General features: G+C 45.5%; 14 protein-coding genes. 9 read left to right on the forward strand and 5 right to left on the reverse strand.

Annotated elements, in window-relative coordinates:
- Nucleotides 1-212: 212 nt before the first annotated feature.
- The 3 genes from lpcA to ACMA1I_RS11285 form a co-directional block, all read right to left on the reverse strand.
- Nucleotides 213-803 carry a D-sedoheptulose 7-phosphate isomerase gene (gene lpcA, locus ACMA1I_RS11275; RefSeq protein ID WP_337068433.1) on the reverse strand — a complete coding sequence of 197 codons (591 nt, stop codon included), beginning with the start codon at nt 801-803 and terminating at the stop codon, nt 213-215.
- A 9-nt stretch (nt 804-812) separates the two neighbouring features.
- Nucleotides 813-1,154, reverse strand: a complete 342-nt coding sequence (locus ACMA1I_RS11280; protein WP_337068434.1) for a hypothetical protein — start codon at nt 1,152-1,154, stop codon at nt 813-815.
- Nucleotides 1,155-1,276: 122 nt separating this feature from the next.
- Nucleotides 1,277-3,112 (reverse strand): ABC transporter ATP-binding protein, encoded by a 1,836-nt coding sequence (locus ACMA1I_RS11285; protein WP_337068435.1) that lies wholly within the window; start codon nt 3,110-3,112, stop codon nt 1,277-1,279.
- An 867-nt stretch (nt 3,113-3,979) separates the two neighbouring features.
- On the opposite strand from ACMA1I_RS11285, the gene ACMA1I_RS11290 reads away from it, so the two are divergent.
- From ACMA1I_RS11290 to ACMA1I_RS11305, 4 genes are all read left to right on the forward strand, one after another.
- Nucleotides 3,980-4,909, forward strand: coding sequence for an NAD(P)-dependent alcohol dehydrogenase (locus ACMA1I_RS11290; protein ID WP_337068436.1), 930 nt, complete (start codon nt 3,980-3,982; stop codon nt 4,907-4,909).
- 90 nt (nt 4,910-4,999) lie between these two features.
- Nucleotides 5,000-5,176, forward strand: coding sequence for a hypothetical protein (locus ACMA1I_RS11295; RefSeq protein ID WP_337068437.1), 177 nt, complete (start codon nt 5,000-5,002; stop codon nt 5,174-5,176).
- A gap of 33 nt (nt 5,177-5,209) precedes the next feature.
- Nucleotides 5,210-5,503, forward strand: a complete 294-nt coding sequence (locus ACMA1I_RS11300; RefSeq protein WP_337068438.1) for a hypothetical protein — start codon at nt 5,210-5,212, stop codon at nt 5,501-5,503.
- Between the two features lie 520 nt (nt 5,504-6,023).
- Nucleotides 6,024-8,630 (forward strand): alpha-L-arabinofuranosidase C-terminal domain-containing protein, encoded by a 2,607-nt coding sequence (locus ACMA1I_RS11305; protein WP_337068439.1) that lies wholly within the window; start codon nt 6,024-6,026, stop codon nt 8,628-8,630.
- 260 nt (nt 8,631-8,890) lie between these two features.
- On the opposite strand, the gene ACMA1I_RS11310 is transcribed toward ACMA1I_RS11305, so the two are convergent.
- Entirely contained in the window at nt 8,891-9,652 is a 762-nt protein-coding gene (locus ACMA1I_RS11310) for a hypothetical protein (protein ID WP_337068440.1), read from the reverse strand.
- A 362-nt stretch (nt 9,653-10,014) separates the two neighbouring features.
- Here ACMA1I_RS11310 and ACMA1I_RS11315 point away from each other — a divergent pair, with 362 nt between their 5' ends.
- From ACMA1I_RS11315 to ACMA1I_RS11330, 4 genes are all read left to right on the forward strand, one after another.
- On the forward strand, nt 10,015-10,881 hold the full coding sequence (locus ACMA1I_RS11315; protein WP_337068441.1) for a chlorophyllase/cutinase-like alpha/beta fold protein: 867 nt from the start codon (nt 10,015-10,017) through the stop codon (nt 10,879-10,881).
- Nucleotides 10,882-10,894: 13 nt separating this feature from the next.
- Nucleotides 10,895-11,761, forward strand: coding sequence for an alpha/beta hydrolase (locus ACMA1I_RS11320; protein ID WP_337068442.1), 867 nt, complete (start codon nt 10,895-10,897; stop codon nt 11,759-11,761).
- Between the two features lie 158 nt (nt 11,762-11,919).
- Nucleotides 11,920-12,924, forward strand: a complete 1,005-nt coding sequence (locus ACMA1I_RS11325; protein ID WP_337068443.1) for a carboxypeptidase-like regulatory domain-containing protein — start codon at nt 11,920-11,922, stop codon at nt 12,922-12,924.
- Nucleotides 12,925-13,039: 115 nt separating this feature from the next.
- Entirely contained in the window at nt 13,040-13,552 is a 513-nt protein-coding gene (locus ACMA1I_RS11330) for a VOC family protein (protein WP_337068444.1), read from the forward strand.
- Between the two features lie 373 nt (nt 13,553-13,925).
- Here the strand turns inward: ACMA1I_RS11330 and ACMA1I_RS11335 are convergent, their stop codons facing one another.
- Nucleotides 13,926-15,596, reverse strand: a complete 1,671-nt coding sequence (locus ACMA1I_RS11335) for a hypothetical protein (RefSeq protein ID WP_337068445.1) — start codon at nt 15,594-15,596, stop codon at nt 13,926-13,928.
- A gap of 1,168 nt (nt 15,597-16,764) precedes the next feature.
- On the opposite strand from ACMA1I_RS11335, the gene upp reads away from it, so the two are divergent.
- Nucleotides 16,765-17,421 carry a uracil phosphoribosyltransferase gene (gene upp / locus ACMA1I_RS11340; RefSeq protein WP_337068449.1) on the forward strand — a complete coding sequence of 219 codons (657 nt, stop codon included), beginning with the start codon at nt 16,765-16,767 and terminating at the stop codon, nt 17,419-17,421.
- Nucleotides 17,422-17,510 lie beyond the last annotated feature (89 nt).

Genomic DNA, 17,510 nt, shown 5'->3' on the forward strand with positions numbered 1-17,510 from the left:
GGGGTATTAGTTTGCTTATGCTAATGAAGGTGGCCTATGAATAAATTGTGGATGTTAGATACTAGCTCCCCTTCACTAGCAAGGAGTTAAAAGTTTAAGAAAAAACAGATGTACTCTTCGAACAACCATTTAATTCTTTAGCCATTCAACCTTTCAGTCATCAGCAATCAAATTATTCTAATGAAAATGCCCTTCCGGAGCCTGTTTTATGTTTAAAGCCCCTGGGGGGAATCAATCAGTTGTTGCTCTAAGAGCAGGATCAGGATGTGAATTACTTTAATGTGTACTTCCTGTACCCGGTCGGAGTAGCCTTGGTGTGGTACCCGAATTTCCACATCGCAGAGTGGCGCCAGTTTGCCTCCGTCTTTTCCGGTAAGGCCTACTACTTTCATGCCTTTAGCGCGGGCGGCTTCGGCTGCTTTTAGAATATTACCAGAGTTGCCGCTGGTGGTAATGGCCAGCAATACATCTCCGGATTGCCCCAGCGCCTCCACGTAGCGCGAGAAAACAGCATCGTAACCATAGTCGTTGCTGACGCAGCTCATGTGACTGGCATCAGCAATAGCAATGGCCGGCAGTGCTTTTCGGTCGTGGCGGTAGCGGCCGGTGAGCTCCTCAGCAAAGTGCATGGCATCGCACATGGAGCCTCCGTTGCCGCAAGACAAAATTTTTCCACCCGATTTAATAGAGTGTGCCATTAGCACAGCGGCTTGTTCTATGGCTGCGGTGTTAGCTGTATCAGCGATAAAGGCGGCCAGTGTTTTTTGTGCCTGCACAAGCTCTGCCAGAATTGTAGTGATCATGTATGGTGTTTAGTTTTCTGCTGTTTGCCACGTTTCCATTTCCAGTGGTTGGTGGTTTTTGTTCCGGTAAGCCTGCCGCCGCTCGTAAAGCTCCGCTTTGAGTTCGTTTATTTTTAACTGTGCCTTGTGCAAATGGTGTTTTTTATCGGCCACTATAATGTATCCCAGGCACAGCCTGGCCACCAGAAGGGCAGCACCGGTTGTTAATAGGACTTTATATAGAGTATGAAGCTGCGACTCAGTAGAGAGGTTAAAGAAGGTAGCTGCATCTAATAGTGATGTTAGGAGCAGCATAACCAGTAAAACGTAGGCAATCACCACCAGGTCTAGAATAGTTTTGAGAGCTTTCATAGGGTAAAGCTGGTTTTGGGTGCAACATCGTAATTTTGATAAAATTATAAAAAAAATACGACTTTTGTATAAAACCCTTATTAGCAAGGTTTATATGCCGGTACCCATGCCTGCTTTTTCTCCTAGCTCAGTTGTAACTGAATCAGTCGTGCATAGAGTCCGTCGGTAAGGGCGAGCTGCTCGTGCGTGCCCCGTTCAACAATGCGCCCCTTCTGTAAAACCAGTATTTCGTCGGCATGCTGAATGGTGCTAAGGCGGTGCGCAATTACAATAGAAGTGCGGTTACGCATCAGGTTGGTAAGGGCATCCTGTACCAGCTTCTCCGACTCGGTGTCAAGAGCTGAGGTGGCTTCGTCTAAGATCAGGATGGGCGGGTTTTTCAGAATAGCCCGCGCAATGCTGATGCGCTGCCGCTGCCCTCCTGAAAGCTTGCTGCCTCTGTCGCCGATAGTAGTTTGGTAGCCGTCGGGGGTTTGCATAATAAACTCGTGGGCATTGGCAATTTTGGCGGCGGCTATAACCTCGGCCTCGGTTGCATCGGTTTTGTTAAAAGCAATGTTACTGAAAATGGTATCGTTAAACAGAATCGACTCCTGCGTTACCACACCCATTTTGTCCCGAACCGATTCTATGGTATAGTCGCGCATGTCGTGCCCATCAATCAGAATCTGGCCAGAGAGCGGATCGTAAAACCTTGGGATTAGGTCGGCCAGTGTAGACTTGCCGCCACCCGACGGCCCCACCAACGCCACCGTTTTGCCTTTGGGTATGGTAATGTTAATATCCTGCAACACAGGGCTCTGCTCGTAGCCAAAGTTCACGTTACGGAACTCGATGTTGTGCTCAAAAGATTTTAGCTCTGTTGCGCCTTGTTTGTTTACTATTGTTGGTTTTGTGTCGATAACAGAAAGCACCCGCTCCCCCGATACCAGGCCGCGCTGAATATTGCTAAACGACGAAGACATGGCCTTGGCCGGTACCAGTACCTGCGAAAAGAGCACAATATAGGTAATGAACTCGCTCGGCCCTAGCTCCGATTGCTGTGTGAGCACCAGCATACCACCATAGTACAGGAGGCCTGCTACCACTGTTACACCTAAAAACTCTGAAAGCGGCGATGCCAGGTCACGTTTGTTGGCTATAGATCGTTGAATGTCGGCGTAGCGATTGTTTTGCCCGTTGAATTTGTTTAGAATAAAAGGCTCTGCATTAAATGCCTTGATAACCCGTATGCCGCTCAGCGTTTCGTCTATAATTGTCAGGATAAAGCTTAGCGACTCCTGGCCTTGCTGCGCCTTTCGTTTTAGGCGCTTCGAAATGCCTGCAATTATACCACCCGATATTGGTAGCAGAAGCAAGGTGAACAGCGTTAATTTTACCGACATGGTAAACAGCACCACAAAGAAGGCAATAATGCTGATCGGCTCCCGCACAATTACAGTTAAGGTATTTACCACCGAGTTTTCTACTTCCTGGATATCCACGGTCAGGCGTGTCATCAGGTCGCCTTTGCGCTCGTTAGAGAAGTAGCCTAATTGCAGTTCGGTTACACGCTCATACACCGCATGCCGCATTTTCTGCACCACATGTGCCCGTAGCGCTCCAATTACCCTAAAGGCGAGGTAGCGGAAGAGGTTGGCCAGAAAAACCGAAGCAATTAGCACCGTGCATACAAATACAAGCGCGCCCTGCCTGCCCTGCTCCAGAATAACCTGCCCAAAGTAGTAGTTAAAGAAATCGGCAATAAACTCAACCGACATTTTAAATTCGGGCTTTTCTGCTACCATAATCGTGGCATCCTCGGCGCCAATGGTGCCAAAGAGCACGTTGAGCAACGGCATGATAAGTGCAAAATTAAAAAGGCCGAAAATAATGCCCAGAATAGTGAAAATGGTATAAAGTGGCACAAATCGGCTATAGGGCCTTGCGTACTGTAGTATACGGAGATAAGTCTTCATAAATCAGGTTGCTCCTTTGCGGCTACATTTACTGCAGGTGTTGCCGCAGATAATGTAACTGACCTGGCGAAAGAATATATGTCTGTCGCCGCCCGGAGCCAGGTTGTCAGAATGTAAAGTTAATTGGTAAAGCAGCCAGCCTAAAACATTGTGCCGGCGCCGGCGCAAAGATAGCCAAATTACCTGCGAATTTGTATGGTAAGTGAAATTGTGATGCCAGGGGAGCTGATGGTGGAGATAAACAATAAAAGCCTGTTGGATTGACGATTGCCTAGGCCTCTTAAAGGTAGTTTTTATTAGCAGAATTAAGAGTATGCGGATTGTGCCGGTTTATTTCCAGATGTATATCTTGCAGTTTGTTAAATATAATATTCCTGTGTTTAGTTTCGAATATATGATTTTTAGTTAAAAAAATGTAAGTTTATTGCTGTTGTCTGTTAGTTAAGTGTAGCTTAAATCAACAAAATTCTAAGTAGCCCTAATATGTGGATCGTCATAAAGTTACTGCTGATAGTGTTCTTTGTTAAATTCTTCAGCTATCCAGGAGCCTTTATCAGCTATGCTGTGAGTGACAAATCAAGAGGTTTTGAACAAGTTTTAAAAGAAGATAAAAATCTCAATGCTACAATTGGCTTCATGTTTCTATTCACAATGATTCTAATAGCAATGGGTGTTTTAGAAATATTCTTTCCTGACTTGGATTGGTACTTTTATATAATGTCTTAATCTGGCTCTCAAACAAGTTAAGAAGTAAGAAAAAAAGCTTCACATATCATGACCTAATCAACATCAAGGCATAGATTAGCTAATCCATTATGCCTCACTATAAATCAGTTAGTTCGATAGATTAAAATTTAATATGGAAAAATGAAAGCAGTTGTATGTTCCAAATATGGACCACCGGAGGTTCTTGAGTTTAAAGAAATCGAAAAGCCTTATCCCAAAAATAATGAGGTACTGATAAAGGTAAAGGCTACAACTGTACATATAGGAGATACTAAAGTTCGCCGTTTAGAGCCTGGCTTAGGACCTCTCAGAGATTTCTTTTTCAAGCCCATGATGCGTATAATGATAGGTTTCAAGGGGCCAAGAAAAAAGATACTTGGAATGGAACTGGCTGGAGAAATTGAAGCAGTCGGAAAAGATGTTACGTTGTTTAAGGTAGGAGATCCTGTTTTTGCATCCACTGAATTTGAATTTGGCGCTTATGTCGAGTATCGCTGTATTCCTGAAAATGGGGTGCTTGCATTAAAACCAACCAATATGTCCTACGAGGAAGCTGCCCCGCTTTCTAATGGTGGATTAACCGCCTTGCTTAATCTTAGAAAAGCCAATATTCAGAAGGGTCAAAAGGTATTAATTTATGGCGCCTCTGGCAGTGTTGGCACTTTTGCCATACAGCTCGCCAAGTACTTTGGAGCAGAAGTTACAGGCGTATGCAGCACTACGAATTTAGAAATGGTAAAGTCTCTCGGAGCCGATAAGGTTATTGACTACACCCAGGAAGATTTTACACAAAGTAGTGAAGTTTATGATGTCATTTTTGATGCAGTAGGCAAGATTGCACCTTCAAAACGTAAAAAACAACTGTCAAAGACAGGGATCTATTTAAATGTTCTTGCTTTGTCAAACAATCTTAAGTTAAAGGCTGAAGATTTGATCTTTCTTAAAGAACTCTGCGAGGCAGGAAGACTAAGATCAGTAATAGACAAACGTTACCCTCTGGAACAAATAGTAAAGGCTCACAGGTATGTTGACAAAGGACATAAAAAAGGAAATGTAGTTATTACTGTATAATGTTCAGTTAATAAGAACAGCAAAATTAGAAACGGAGATTGTGCCAATTTTAGAAATTTGAGTTCTTATAAATTATAAGACAGTTCCGCAATGTATGGCTTTGTAAATTCTAATTTAGGTTGGTTTCATTTGGGTACAGCCTTATTGGCCATGGTTTCAGGTGCTTTTGTGCTTGCTGCGAAAAAAGGTACTACAAAGCATACAACGATTGGCTATAGTTATGTTGTGGCCAAGGTATTGGTTTGTGGTTCTGCGCTTGGTGTCTAGAACCTGACAGGAAGAATCGGTATTTTTCACATTATGTCTATTGTCAGTTTCTTAACGTTGGCTTTGGGAATGGTACCGCTGTTCTTAAAGTACCTGGCACAACATTACAAAGCCGTTCATGTTTGGTTTATGTACTATTCGGTTCTGGGGCTCTATGCCGCCTTTGCCTCAGAGCTAAGCGTGCGGCTTCCGGAAAAGCCATTTTTTGCTATGGTCGGAATTGCAACAGCCGCAGTATTTGGAGTGGGAACAGCCTTTATTTTAAAAAAGGAAAAAGTTTGGACCAAATACTTTGAACACAAGCCTTATTACCAGAAAGTTAAATAAGTCATGCTTCAGCTGTTGCCCCTGCACGTCTTCTACACTCATAAGAGGTAATTTATTCTCAGAAGAAATTAGGTAGTTCCTGCCGATGAGTCTCCGGAACATGGAATTTATTCCTGCTTTCCGTAGGGCTGACTTCACAAATGTACGGCAGCTTTAGTATTGTCCAACTCCTGCATTTTCTGCTCTTACTTACAAAAATATAAGTCTGACTTACTAATATTTGTTATTAATTGTCAAAAAAACATTAAATTAACCTGCTCAAATAATTTTTCTTGTTTACCTTTTATCAGGTGGGCAGGGCAGCGCCAGTAGTAGTTGCAAATAAGGTATCTATAAAGCCAATTATATCTAAGTTCTTCGTGTGGCGTGGAGGACAATTATTGAAATAAAAATGCCCTTCAGAAGAATTTTTATTCAAATTTCGCCAAGGGTTTATCATAATATATTTTAAAGAGGCGCTCGTAAAATGCTCCTAAAGAAATTCTTACAAAGCATGTATCTACAAATCAGAAACAAACACGTGAATTGCCAGAAATTACTGATGGCATTTGCCGCCATCCTATTTAGCCTGAGTAACTTCTCAACCCTCGCTAGCCAACCCGATTCAGCTTATGTTTTTGCTTATGCTACAACAAAAAACGAAGCTAAAAACGGCTTGCATTTTGCCTGGAGTGTCGATAAAAAGCAATGGAACGCCATTGGCCCTGAAGAACGATTTATGCCAAGCGACTATGGCAGGTGGGGAGCTGAAAAGAGAATGTATAGGCCTTTCCTTTTCCAGGATAACAATAAGCAGTGGCATTGCCTCTTCACGGTGAACGACCGGGATGGTGTATTTGCCCATGCCGCATCTGCTGATCTTGTTAACTGGAAACCGCAGGACTACCCGGAAGTAATACAAGGCAATAACTGTACAGAACTGGAGGCGCATTACGACCCTGCTTCCGGGTTGTACAAAGTTAGCTGGTTAAGCACCAAAGGCGGCAATACCCAGGCTTATGAGGTAAGTACAAAAGACTTCAAAAACTATTCTAAGCCTGCACCCATGGCAACTAACAAGCGATTGAACAGCCGGGTAAAGGTTATCATTTCCGGAAGTGAGGAAAGTGGTACGTTAAAAAAAGTGCCTTGGAGTATAGTAGATGGTTTGATAAAGGCTCACCAGCTTATGGCCTACAATGCCCAACTGGCGGAAGAAAGTTACCACCAAGACCCCGTAAAGTTTAAAGACCTGAAACCTGTGGAGGTGAAGGTGACAGCAGATGCAGGCAACAGTAAACAGATAAGCGATTTGCTGATGGGTATCTTCTTTGAAGACATTAACTATGCCGCTGACGGTGGCTTGTATGCAGAACTGGTAGAGAACCGTGGCTTTGAATATAACCTGCACGATAAACTGGGTCGAGATCCTTCCTGGACAAGCAAAAAGGCCTGGAGCCTGATTGGTAACGATGGCACCTTTGCCATTGATTCTGTTTCGCCGGTACACCTCAACAACAAGCATTATGCTGTTTTACAAACTAGCAAAATAGGCACAGGTTTAGTAAATGAAGGTTTTAATGGTATAGCAGTAAAAAAGGGAGAGACATATAACTTTTCAGCATTTGTAAGAAATCCAGAGAAGCAACGCAAAAATCTCCTGGTTCGACTCACAGATCAGCATGGCGGGGTTATTGGCAAGACGACCATAAAAGCCAACTCTCCTAACTGGGAGAAAGTAAAAGGGGTAATTATAGCAAATAATACAATTAAAGATGCCCGTTTAGAGATAATTCCGCAGGCCACAGGCAGCATTGCACTGGATATGATTTCCCTGTTTCCGCAGAATACCTTTAAAGGGCACAGCAATGGCTTACGTGCCGATTTGGCCCAAACCGTTGCTGACCTGAAGCCTCGCTTTGTTCGTTTTCCGGGTGGTTGTGTGGCGCACGGCGATGGTATACACAATATTTACAAGTGGAAAAACACTATCGGTCCGCTTGAAGCCCGAAAACCGGATCGCAATCTCTGGGGCTACCAGCAATCTTTTGGTTTAGGCTTTTATGAGTACTTCCAGTATTGCGAAGACATAGGAGCTACACCAGTACCAGTTATTGCAGCTGGCGTACCTTGCCAGAACTCCGGAACAGGTGGCGCCGGCCAGCAGGGAGGCGTGCCTCTGGAGGAAATGGATGAGTATATTCAGGATATTCTGGATCTGATAGAATACAGCAACGGTGACGCAAAATCTACCTGGGGTAAAAAAAGGGCTGAAGCCGGACATCCAAAACCCTTTAACCTGAAATACATTGGCATCGGCAACGAAGACCTTATATCTGATGTGTTTAAAGAGCGGTTTGCCATGATCTACAAAGCCATAAAAGAAAAGCACCCGGAAATTACGGTTATTGGTACTGTGGGGCCGTTCTCAGAAGGTTCAGATTACCGGGAGGGCTGGGCATTTGCGACCGAACTGGGTGTGCCTGTGGTCGACGAACATTATTATCAGTCGCCAGGCTGGTTTATCAATAACCAGGATTTTTACGATAAATACGACCGTTCCAAATCGAAAGTGTATTTAGGTGAATATGCCTCCAAAGGCAATGCTCTATACAATGCGCTGTCAGAGGCTATTTACCTGACTGCCCTGGAGCGAAATGGAGATGTGGTGGAAATGGCCTCTTATGCACCGTTGTTAGCGAAAGAGCAGTTTACCCAGTGGGGCACCGACCTTATCTTCTTCAACAACACGGAAATAAAACCTACCCCTAGCTACGAGGTGCAAAAGTTGTATGGCCAGTACGCCGGCGATATGTACATAAACAGCGATATGGCTGTATCGAATAACAGCGATGCGGTTCAGAAAAGAATAGGCGTTTCGGTGGTGCGCAACAGCAAATCAGGGGATGTCTTTGTGAGAATGGTGAACCTGCTACCGGTGGAGGCTAAGGCGAACCTGAATTTACAGGGTCTTGCCATCGGGAACCAATCAGGTAGGCAAACAGTGCTAAGCGGTCAGCCCGGCGATAAAGTGGCAACACCGGTAACAACAGAGCTTAAGGTTGGAGATAACTTCGATGTTACCTTACCTCCTTATTCTTTCGTGCTCATTCAAATGAACAAGGCAGAGAAGAAATCAAAGAAATAAAGGAATAGTAACTCCTCCTGCTACTAACTTTTGTAGCCTAGGTTTGGTTCTCAAGCGGAGGTTCTTTGAAAAGCCAGAAAAGAATAACAGCAACTATCTGTAGGTAAGGCTGCTACAACAATACCTGTAGTAGCGGCAGGAGAAGTACTCCATAGGCGGAAAGAAAGCTTAAATCAACAAGCGTTAGGCTAGTCCCAAAGCCAAAGCGGCACATGTTGTAAATATGTGCCGCTTTGGCTTTGGGACTATATTATTTGATGTTAATACATATCAACAGCATTTTCCATTTTTATAGAAGTTTTGAATTCTACAAAACCATTCTCAGCTCGATATAACGTTCCTTCTTCATCGAAAAGGTTTAACTCAAATTTAGCTTGAACAAAAATGCGGTTATCATCAATCTTCTGAACTTTAGTGATTTCAAAGTTTGAATTCTGTTGAATGTCCTTGTTCATTTCAGGTCTGATAAGTATAGTAAAACCTGGCATGTAGGATGTCAATGTTTTAAATTCTTGCTCATAAATAATGTTAAGCGACAGAGCAACTCCTTCTGTTGTGTTCTCTTTATCAAGGTCCACAGCAAAGGTTTGTTTACCTTCTTTAAAAAGATCCAGTTTATCTATAGGTATTATCAAATTCAAACTTTTCCTTAATTGATCATTATGGAATTTCTTGCTAAAGGATATTTTGATACTAATCAACTCTTTTCTAGAGCTGAAATTATAAAAGGTATCAAATAATGTAGAGTCTTTTTCGCCGTACCAAAAATAACCACCGGTTTGGTACTCATATCTCCGCCCGCTGAAAGGGTTAGTATATGGCTTTATATTGATCTGCCTGTTTCCTCTTCCACTTCCACTCCTTACATCACTGGAATATTTTTTGCCATTCATCTCAAATGATATCTGCTCTGCAAATGCTGTTGCCTCCTGCTCTTCAGGAACTGCTTCGGGTGCATCCTTTTTACATGCAGAAATAGATATAAGGATAAATAGGAAAGTATAAAGTCTTAGCTTCTCCACTGGATATAGTATATTTTGGTTTGAAGGTAAATATAGTATTTTAGTTTATTGCAATCTTTGTGGAGAAGTTTGTAATATTTGTAATATAATAGAAGCTGAGGGAGTGGAGACAAGATAAAATTATTGAATATTTTATAAAAGTAATCAAGCATTAATCAAGAAGTGTAATCCACCTATTTATTTGAAAGTAATCTGTGTATAAGCAGCAGGAGCAATTTATACACAGATTAAGCTATCTTCATCTAAATAATTAAACACAGCTCATCCTATTTATTCACCATATCGCAGTCTTTCTACAGAAGGAGCTTCCTAATATTGTGGATGTGGCTATTTAACTTTATATTAATAAAAAATAGGTATATATGATAAAGGTTATCCTCACGCTTACCCTTTTTTGTGCCATGGCGGCTAATGCCTTTGCGCAAGTTGTAGATTCTAAAACAATAGATAATGGCAGCAGTGGGCCTTACAAAGCTTTTGCAGCCAAAGAAGCCACCCTTCCTGATTTTGTGGTGTACCGCCCAAAGGATATAAAAGCTGCAGCAAAGGCAGAAGGAAAGCTACCTGTAATCGTTTTTGGTAATGGAGGCTGCGCCAATACCTCCATCACACACGAGCGGGTTCTTTCAGAAATAGCTTCACACGGCTACATTATTGTGGCAATAGGCCCACTGGCGAAAACTCCTGTAGAAAAACCCTCAAGCACGGAATCTTCTATGATGATAGATGCTGTGAACTGGATAGAAAGCCAAAGTAAAGATAAAAAGAGTGAATACCATAAGCTTGTAGATCTGGGTAAAATTGCTGCTATGGGCCAGTCTTGCGGGGGTGCGCAGGTTTTATACGCCTCAGCAGATCCCAGAATCAAGTCTTCCGTTATGTTTAACTCCGGAATAGGCAACATGACTATGGCAAAGGCCGACAAAGAAACTTTGCAAAAGCTGCATAGCCCGATTGTATACATTATTGGTGGCCCTTCTGATGTGGCTTATCCTAATGCAGAATTAGATTACGAACGCATTGAGCATGTTCCTGTGGCGGTTACTAACCTGGATGCCGGGCACATGGGTACCTTTGGAGAAGAGTATGGTGGCTCTTTTTCCAGAATGGCGCTGGCCTGGCTCGATTGGCAGTTCAAGGGCCGTAAAGAAAACGCCGCCGTATTTCTGAACAAGGACCTGGCAAAATTTCCGGGCTGGACGGTTAAGGCTAAAAATTTCAAATCTTAAAGGAGAGCATGATATGCGAAAGAACTGTTTATACCTACTGCTGCCCCTGCTAGTTACTATTAGCTCCTGTGGCAGTGAGCTCAGAAAGAGCAAGTGCCCCAGTGCTACTTTGATTGAATCTGGCAAGCAAACCATTACCGTAACTCCAGACATCCCATACCGCGAAGGCAGCAGCCAGGCCTGGAAATTAGACCTGGCAATGCCGGCTAATTTCGGAGAAGAGCTGCGGCCTGCCATTGTAATTGTGCACGGCGGCGGCTGGGGTGCAGGCTCTAAATCGGATGCCGTGTACCAGAGGCTCATGGTAGAATATGCAAACAAAGGCTACGTAACCATTAACGTAAACTACCGCCTTACTGGCGAATCACCTTTTCCGGCTTGTATAGAAGATGTAAAGTGTGCAGTGCGTTGGCTGCGCGCCCATGCAAAAGAATACAACGTTGATCCGGACAGGATAGGCGGTTACGGCCATTCCGCAGGTGGGCACCTGGCCCTGATGTTGGCTATGGTTCCGGAGTCGGCAGGTCTGGAAGGTGACGGTGGCTGGAATGAGTACTCGAGCAAGCTGAATGTTGTGATTGGGGGAGCTGCTCCTACCGAATTAGGACGCGATGTGCCCATGGCTAAAACCGAGTGGTGGCCCATTGGCTATATTTCAGCCAACCATCCACCAATGTTCCTCATCCAAGGTGCCGACGACCCGGTGGTTCGTACGGAGCTGACAGATGATTTTGTGCAGAAAATGCGGGCTGCCGGAGCTACCATTGAGTATCTTAAAATAGATGGTGTAGGACATGGCGTAGCTTATGCCGACAAACTCCACATTACCGACCCTGCCATGGAAGAGTTTTTCGCCAAGTATCTGAAACCGAAACTTTAAGGATGTTAGCCAGGTGCTGCTGCCTGCATAAATCGGAGCTGATGCAAACTAAGGTGCCACACCGGCCGGTTGCTTTGTCAACAAAAAAGATAGAGGCTAATGCAACCAGCCTGCCAAAAGCAACATCTTAGGTGATAAAGAAAGGTAAAAACAACTACATGGCACAGCAGACGATCAGGGTGGAGTGGAAGCAAAGTAAAAAAGGAGCTCTTTTGATGCGTTTGATAAAGGGAAAGACCTTGCTGGTGATGAGCTTCCTACTGGCTTATTTGCTCCTGCTACCTGGCAAAAGCCAGGCAACTGCCACAGCTCCTCCTTCTCACTTACTAGCGGCCTTGCTCCACGGTACTATTTTAGATAAAGCCAGTAAAGAGGTGATTCCCTATGCCTCGGTGGCGGTAGTTGGCAGCGGAAGTGCTGTTCAGGCCGGGGCCAGCGGAAAGTTTTCAATCAGGCTGGAGGCCGATGGTGAGAAGAAGAGCATTAGGGTTTCTTCGGTGGGCTATATTTCCAGCGATTTTCCTATTGCCGATCTTCTGAAACAGCAGGAGCACGAAGGCAGCATCAGGCTTTATTTAGCGCCGAAACACGAGAGCCTTAGCGAAGTAGAAGTAAAGGCCAGGAGCGGCAAGTGGAAAGCCCGGAAAGTAGGCTACCACATAGACGAAGGCACCACCTTTCATCATGAAATAAGTCCATCCGATACCATCCCTGAAGGGCGGCACGGGCAGGAGTTAGGCACCCTGATCCGTTTAAAAAAAGGACCAGCCACCTTGCAGAGCGTCAGTTTTGGGCTTACAGGTTCTGGCGTAGCTAAATTAGAAGTAGGTATTCGCCTCTATTCCATTCAAAATAATTTGCCGCATCTCAGCCTGCTTCCCGAGCCGGTGGTGGTAGCCATTCCGCCGCATCATACCGGCTGGATAACGGTTAATCTGGAGAAATACAACCTAACGCTGCAGGAAGATGTTGCTTTTGTGATTGAGTGGCTCACCGAAACAAACAAACTCAACAACAGCTCCCTGATGGGGTTTTCAACCATGCCCAAAGACCAGGTAACCTACTACCGCGATTCAGCACAGAAGCCCTGGCAAATTCTAAAGTCTACCTTGCTTAGCATCAGGAGCTATGGCATGTATGTTACCTTGCTGTACCAGAAGTAATTTGAATGTAGGTAACGTTCCTATTGCCGCAAATCGCCCTTAGTTTGTCGTTTTTGTACCTCCGGTTTTGGAGCAGTTTATAGTAAACTTGTATCAGAAACAAAACCAAAATACAATGGAAAATGAGCAAGCAAACAAGCAGAAAATTACACCATTTCTGTGGTTCGATAACCAGGCAGAGGAGGCGGTGAACTTTTATATCTCTGTTTTTAAAAATTCAAAAATGCTGAGCCTGAACCGCTACGGAGAAGCAGGGCCAGGGACAAAAGGCAGTGTTATGGGCCTGTCTTTTCAGCTGGACGGGCAAAATTTTATGGCCTTGAACGGTGGTCCACATTTTAAATTTACGCCGGCCATCTCGTTTTATGTAAACTGCTACTCACAGGCCGAGGTAGACGAACTATGGGAAAAGCTCTCGGAAGGCGGCAGAAAAGACAGGTGCGGCTGGCTGACAGATAAATTCGGGCTGTCGTGGCAGATTATTCCAACGGAGCTAGAAGAACTGCTGCATAGCCAAAGTGCTGAAAAATCAGCGAGAGTAATGCAGGCCATGCTCCAGATGGATAAGATTGATATTGAAAAGCTGAAGCAAGCTTATACAGGCGAAGAAGCTGCCGCAACAGCTTGAGTAAAGCAGTTGCGGCTTGAAGAACAGATGCAACGGATGAGGTGGAAGGATAAAGTCCTAAAATCTGTATCATCAGAGGAACCAGTTAATTTATACTTCTGAAATTATTCAAATGAAATAACCCTTCCAGAGGTTTTTTAGAGCCAAAGGGCCTAGGAGGCCAGCTACTATCAAAATCGTTCATCATTTTTGATTTCTAATCTGAATTAGTCCTAGCACAGCTACACTTAAATTCTGCTAATGAAAAAGGCCTTCCGGAGGTATTTTCGGTCTTAAAAGCCTTTGCCCTGCCAAGGGTTCTTTCAAACAAAAGCGGCTATGCCTGTTCTCTCAAGCATAGCCGCTTTTGCTGTTAATACAGAATAGCGCTGGCTTAAAACTCGTGCAGGCGCTGCGGTATGTTCCAACGTAAGGCAACAGAGGTAAAAGCCGTGTTACGATCCAGCGTGTTTCCATTAGAGTCGGTTTGGCGCATGATCTGTTTCAGGTCCACGAACAGGTTGTGGCGGAACTGGTAGGTGGCCGTCAGGTCGAGATGGAGCTGGTTGGTGAGGATACCTTGCGCCACGTTGTGCCCATGTGAGTAGGGGCGCTGGTTATAAGAGAGGTTTACGTTATTGCCATAACTAATAGTATCGCCGTTCGCAATCTGGTCCTGGCCGTAGCGTGTGGCAATAGCTGTGGCCGTCAGGTTCAGGCGGGGCAGGGGCTGGTACCTTACAATACCGATCAGCTCGTACAGGTTGGCTCCGATCGGGTGTGCCAGCGGCTGGTTGTAGTGCTGGTAATTAGTGAACTTATCAACGTGCTGGTACATGTAAGGGCGAATTACGTTACCCTCACCTTGCAGGTCGAGGTTTGGCAGTCCGAACGCGTTTACATACTTAAAGCCAAGTTGCGCAGCCTGTTTGTTGCCCCACCAGCCATTGCCTGCCCTAACCTCTTCCAGCAGAAACTCATCAAGCGCCAGCTGCCCGTAGAGCTGCACCCGGTTAAAGAGGTTCCATTTAAAATCGGCCCCAAGCATGGCATTGTCTTCGCTGCCGAGCATCTGCTCCACGCTTCGGTAAAAAATAATGGGGTTCAGGTACTGCAGCTCAAAGCGGCCTGCTCCCCTGGCAAAAATAATCGACTCGAATACCCCAATGTTCAGGTTGTTGGTGATGTTCACGCCCAGCCGGTGAAAAGCCATGTATTTTTTAGGAAACAGCCTGTCGGCCCCGGCACGCCGAAACTCAGAGGTCAGCTCCTGGAACAGGTTCATGTAGTGCAGTTTCCAGACACGGGTGTTCAGCTTCAGGAAAAAGGCAGGAGGCGGATAATCTGAGTAAACTAGCGAGCGGTAGCCATCGCCAATAAAGTGGCGATCGTGGCCAAGCTGAATTTCCACGTGCTGCGAAAGCGCATAGTTCAGGTAGCCTCTCGCTGTAATAAAGTCGTAGCCATCTTCTTTAAACCGTTTCCAGAATCCTTCGTGCGGCACCACATTATCACGCCTGATTCCGTCCATTACAAAAGCCGGGTAGCGGGCCTGGTTTTCTCCAATAAACGTGTAAAAGCCAAACTTGCCGTCTATACTGCCTTCCAGCTGCAGCCCTCGCGTGTTGATGTAGCGCAGGCCATCGCTCTGGTTATCGTTACCTCCCTCAAAATGGATAACAGGGTTCACGCGCAGCGTAAACACATCGCTCTCGTAGTGGTAGAGGTCGGTTTTGTTGCGGTAGAAATAAGTGAGAATAGGTTTTTGGCTCTCGTTATCGTCTTCGGTAGTATAGTTCCAGTTGTCGTTGAGCAGGTAAGCTGTGTTGAATCTATCGGCAGCCGAAATGGTGTTGCGGGCACTAACCTCTGCTAAGGCGGCTACATCTCTACGGCCATAGGGGCGCACATTTGTCTGCAGTTGCGGTACCTCATCGCCATGCAGTATCTGGTAACGGTCTACCAGGTGGTAAGTGTCGCGGTTAAAAGGCATGTACACATCCTGCGCCACCGCCACGGTAGCGCAAAGTAGCCAGCTGGCAAGCAGACAGAAAATGAATCTCATATAGTAATTTATAACTTGAGTATAGTGCAGTGTAAAGGCCGAATTTACAATTTTCGCAGCATAATGTTCCGTAAAACAACCTGAATCTCTACTTTAGCGGGATAATCAAGACTCTGTAAGCCCGTATGCTGCGTTACCTGCCTTTCCATCAGATCAATTTCGAAGCCTGGGATGCCTGTGTCGAGGCTTCGGAGCAGCACATGGTGTATGCCTGTTCCTGGTACCTGAACACGGTATGCAAACGTTGGGATGCGGTGGTAGAAGAACAGGAGGGGCAGTATGTATCGGTGTTTCCGCTGCCGCTAGGCAGAAAAATGGGGCAGTTAGGGGTTCTGCAGCCATTCTTTACGCAGCAGCTTGGCCTGTTTACGACCAGTCGCAGCACCATAAAAGACTTGCCGCCCTACCTGGAGCTGATTCCTGACAAATACAAACAAGTGTACCTGCAGCTGAACACCGCCAACTCTACCTTGTCGCCCCAAAACATAGGAGCGTTTGTGAGGCAGGAGCGGGTAACTTACCATCTCGACCTCAGCACAGGTTACGAGCATATTTACAAAAACTACCTGCCCAAGCATCGGCCCAAAATCAGGAAAGCCCCGGGTTTGGGACTACAGGTAAAGCCGCTGCCTCACATTGAGCCACTGATCAGCCTCTTTAAAAATACCAAAGGCAAAGAACTGCACGAGGTTAAACAAAAGCATTATTTTTTGTTGGCGAACCTGTACAAAGAGCTGCGGCAAAGGCAACAGGCTGAACTGCTGCAGGTGGCAGATGATGCCGGCACCATGTATGCGGCCGCCTTGCTGGTGCACCAGCCGGGTAAAATTATCCTGCTGTTCTCTTCCTCATCTGCCGAAGGTAGGCGCGCCTATGCCATGCAGTTCCTGCTCGATAGTTGCATCAGGCAATATGCCGGCACCAACCGCATCTTCGATTTTGAAGGCAGCATGATTCCTTCGGTGGCAAAATTTTATGCAAACTTTGGTGGCAAGCCAACGACCTACGTATCTTNCGATAGTTGCATCAGGCAATATGCCGGCACCAACCGCATCTTCGATTTTGAAGGCAGCATGATTCCTTCGGTGGCAAAATTTTATGCAAACTTTGGTGGCAAGCCAACGACCTACGTATCTTTAGCTAAACAACATTTACCCTGGTACCTCGCATGGAAAAATCTAACCTCCACATCCTGACAAGCCAACCATCGCTTGCCAACCACTTTGTAGCAGAGCTCCGCGACATTCGTGTGCAGCAGGACAGTTTGCGTTTTCGGCGCAACCTGGAGCGGCTGGGGGAGTTGCTTGCTTACGAAATTTCTAAAACACTGCCTTATACTTCTACCTCCATTACGACACCTCTCGGCGAGCGCGAAACAGAGTTACTGGTAGAGCAACCGGTGCTGGCTACTATTCTGCGGGCTGGGCTGCCAATGTACCACGGCATGATCAACTATTTCGATAAAGCGTTTAGTGCGTTTGTGGGTGCTTACCGGGCAGAGGAAGCGGGCAAGGATGTGGAAGTAAATATGGAGTACATGGCCTCCAGCAACCTCAACAACCGTGTGCTTATTCTGGCCGACCCGATGCTGGCTACCGGAAAATCGCTTGTGAAGTCTTATAAGGGCATGCTGCGTCACGGGCAGCCACGGCAGGTGCACATTGCAGCTGTTATTGCCTCACCAGAGGGAGTAGCTTATGTGCAGCAGGAGATACCCGATGTGCAGCTATGGCTTGGCGACCTGGATGAGCGGCTAAACGAACACTTTTATATTGTGCCCGGCCTGGGCGATGCAGGAGATCTTGCCTTTGGCCCTAAAATTTAACCTGCCAGGCTTTTGCTTATAGTGGTTTGTTAATATCCCAAGGCTGGAGCCTTATCCTTTTTTAGGCACTTTAACCTCCGGAGGTGCTT

Source organism: Pontibacter sp. 13R65, assembly GCF_047525655.1.
Taxonomy (GTDB): Bacteria; Bacteroidota; Bacteroidia; order Cytophagales; family Hymenobacteraceae; genus Pontibacter.

What these genes read in the sequence shown, in the direction of transcription:
- ACMA1I_RS11290 (WP_337068436.1), top strand. Translation starts at nt 3,980, where the DNA reads ATGAAAGCAGTTGTATGTTCCAAATATGGACCACCGGAGGTTCTTGAG.
- upp (WP_337068449.1), top strand. Translation starts at nt 16,765, where the DNA reads ATGGAAAAATCTAACCTCCACATCCTGACAAGCCAACCATCGCTTGCC.
- ACMA1I_RS11325 (WP_337068443.1), top strand. Translation starts at nt 11,920, where the DNA reads ATGGCACAGCAGACGATCAGGGTGGAGTGGAAGCAAAGTAAAAAAGGA.
- ACMA1I_RS11295 (WP_337068437.1), top strand. Translation starts at nt 5,000, where the DNA reads ATGTATGGCTTTGTAAATTCTAATTTAGGTTGGTTTCATTTGGGTACA.
- ACMA1I_RS11280 (WP_337068434.1), bottom strand. Translation starts at nt 1,154, where the DNA reads ATGAAAGCTCTCAAAACTATTCTAGACCTGGTGGTGATTGCCTACGTT.
- ACMA1I_RS11315 (WP_337068441.1), top strand. Translation starts at nt 10,015, where the DNA reads ATGATAAAGGTTATCCTCACGCTTACCCTTTTTTGTGCCATGGCGGCT.
- lpcA (WP_337068433.1), bottom strand. Translation starts at nt 803, where the DNA reads ATGATCACTACAATTCTGGCAGAGCTTGTGCAGGCACAAAAAACACTG.
- ACMA1I_RS11335 (WP_337068445.1), bottom strand. Translation starts at nt 15,596, where the DNA reads ATGAGATTCATTTTCTGTCTGCTTGCCAGCTGGCTACTTTGCGCTACC.
- ACMA1I_RS11300 (WP_337068438.1), top strand. Translation starts at nt 5,210, where the DNA reads ATGTCTATTGTCAGTTTCTTAACGTTGGCTTTGGGAATGGTACCGCTG.
- ACMA1I_RS11330 (WP_337068444.1), top strand. Translation starts at nt 13,040, where the DNA reads ATGGAAAATGAGCAAGCAAACAAGCAGAAAATTACACCATTTCTGTGG.
- ACMA1I_RS11285 (WP_337068435.1), bottom strand. Translation starts at nt 3,112, where the DNA reads ATGAAGACTTATCTCCGTATACTACAGTACGCAAGGCCCTATAGCCGA.
- ACMA1I_RS11320 (WP_337068442.1), top strand. Translation starts at nt 10,895, where the DNA reads ATGCGAAAGAACTGTTTATACCTACTGCTGCCCCTGCTAGTTACTATT.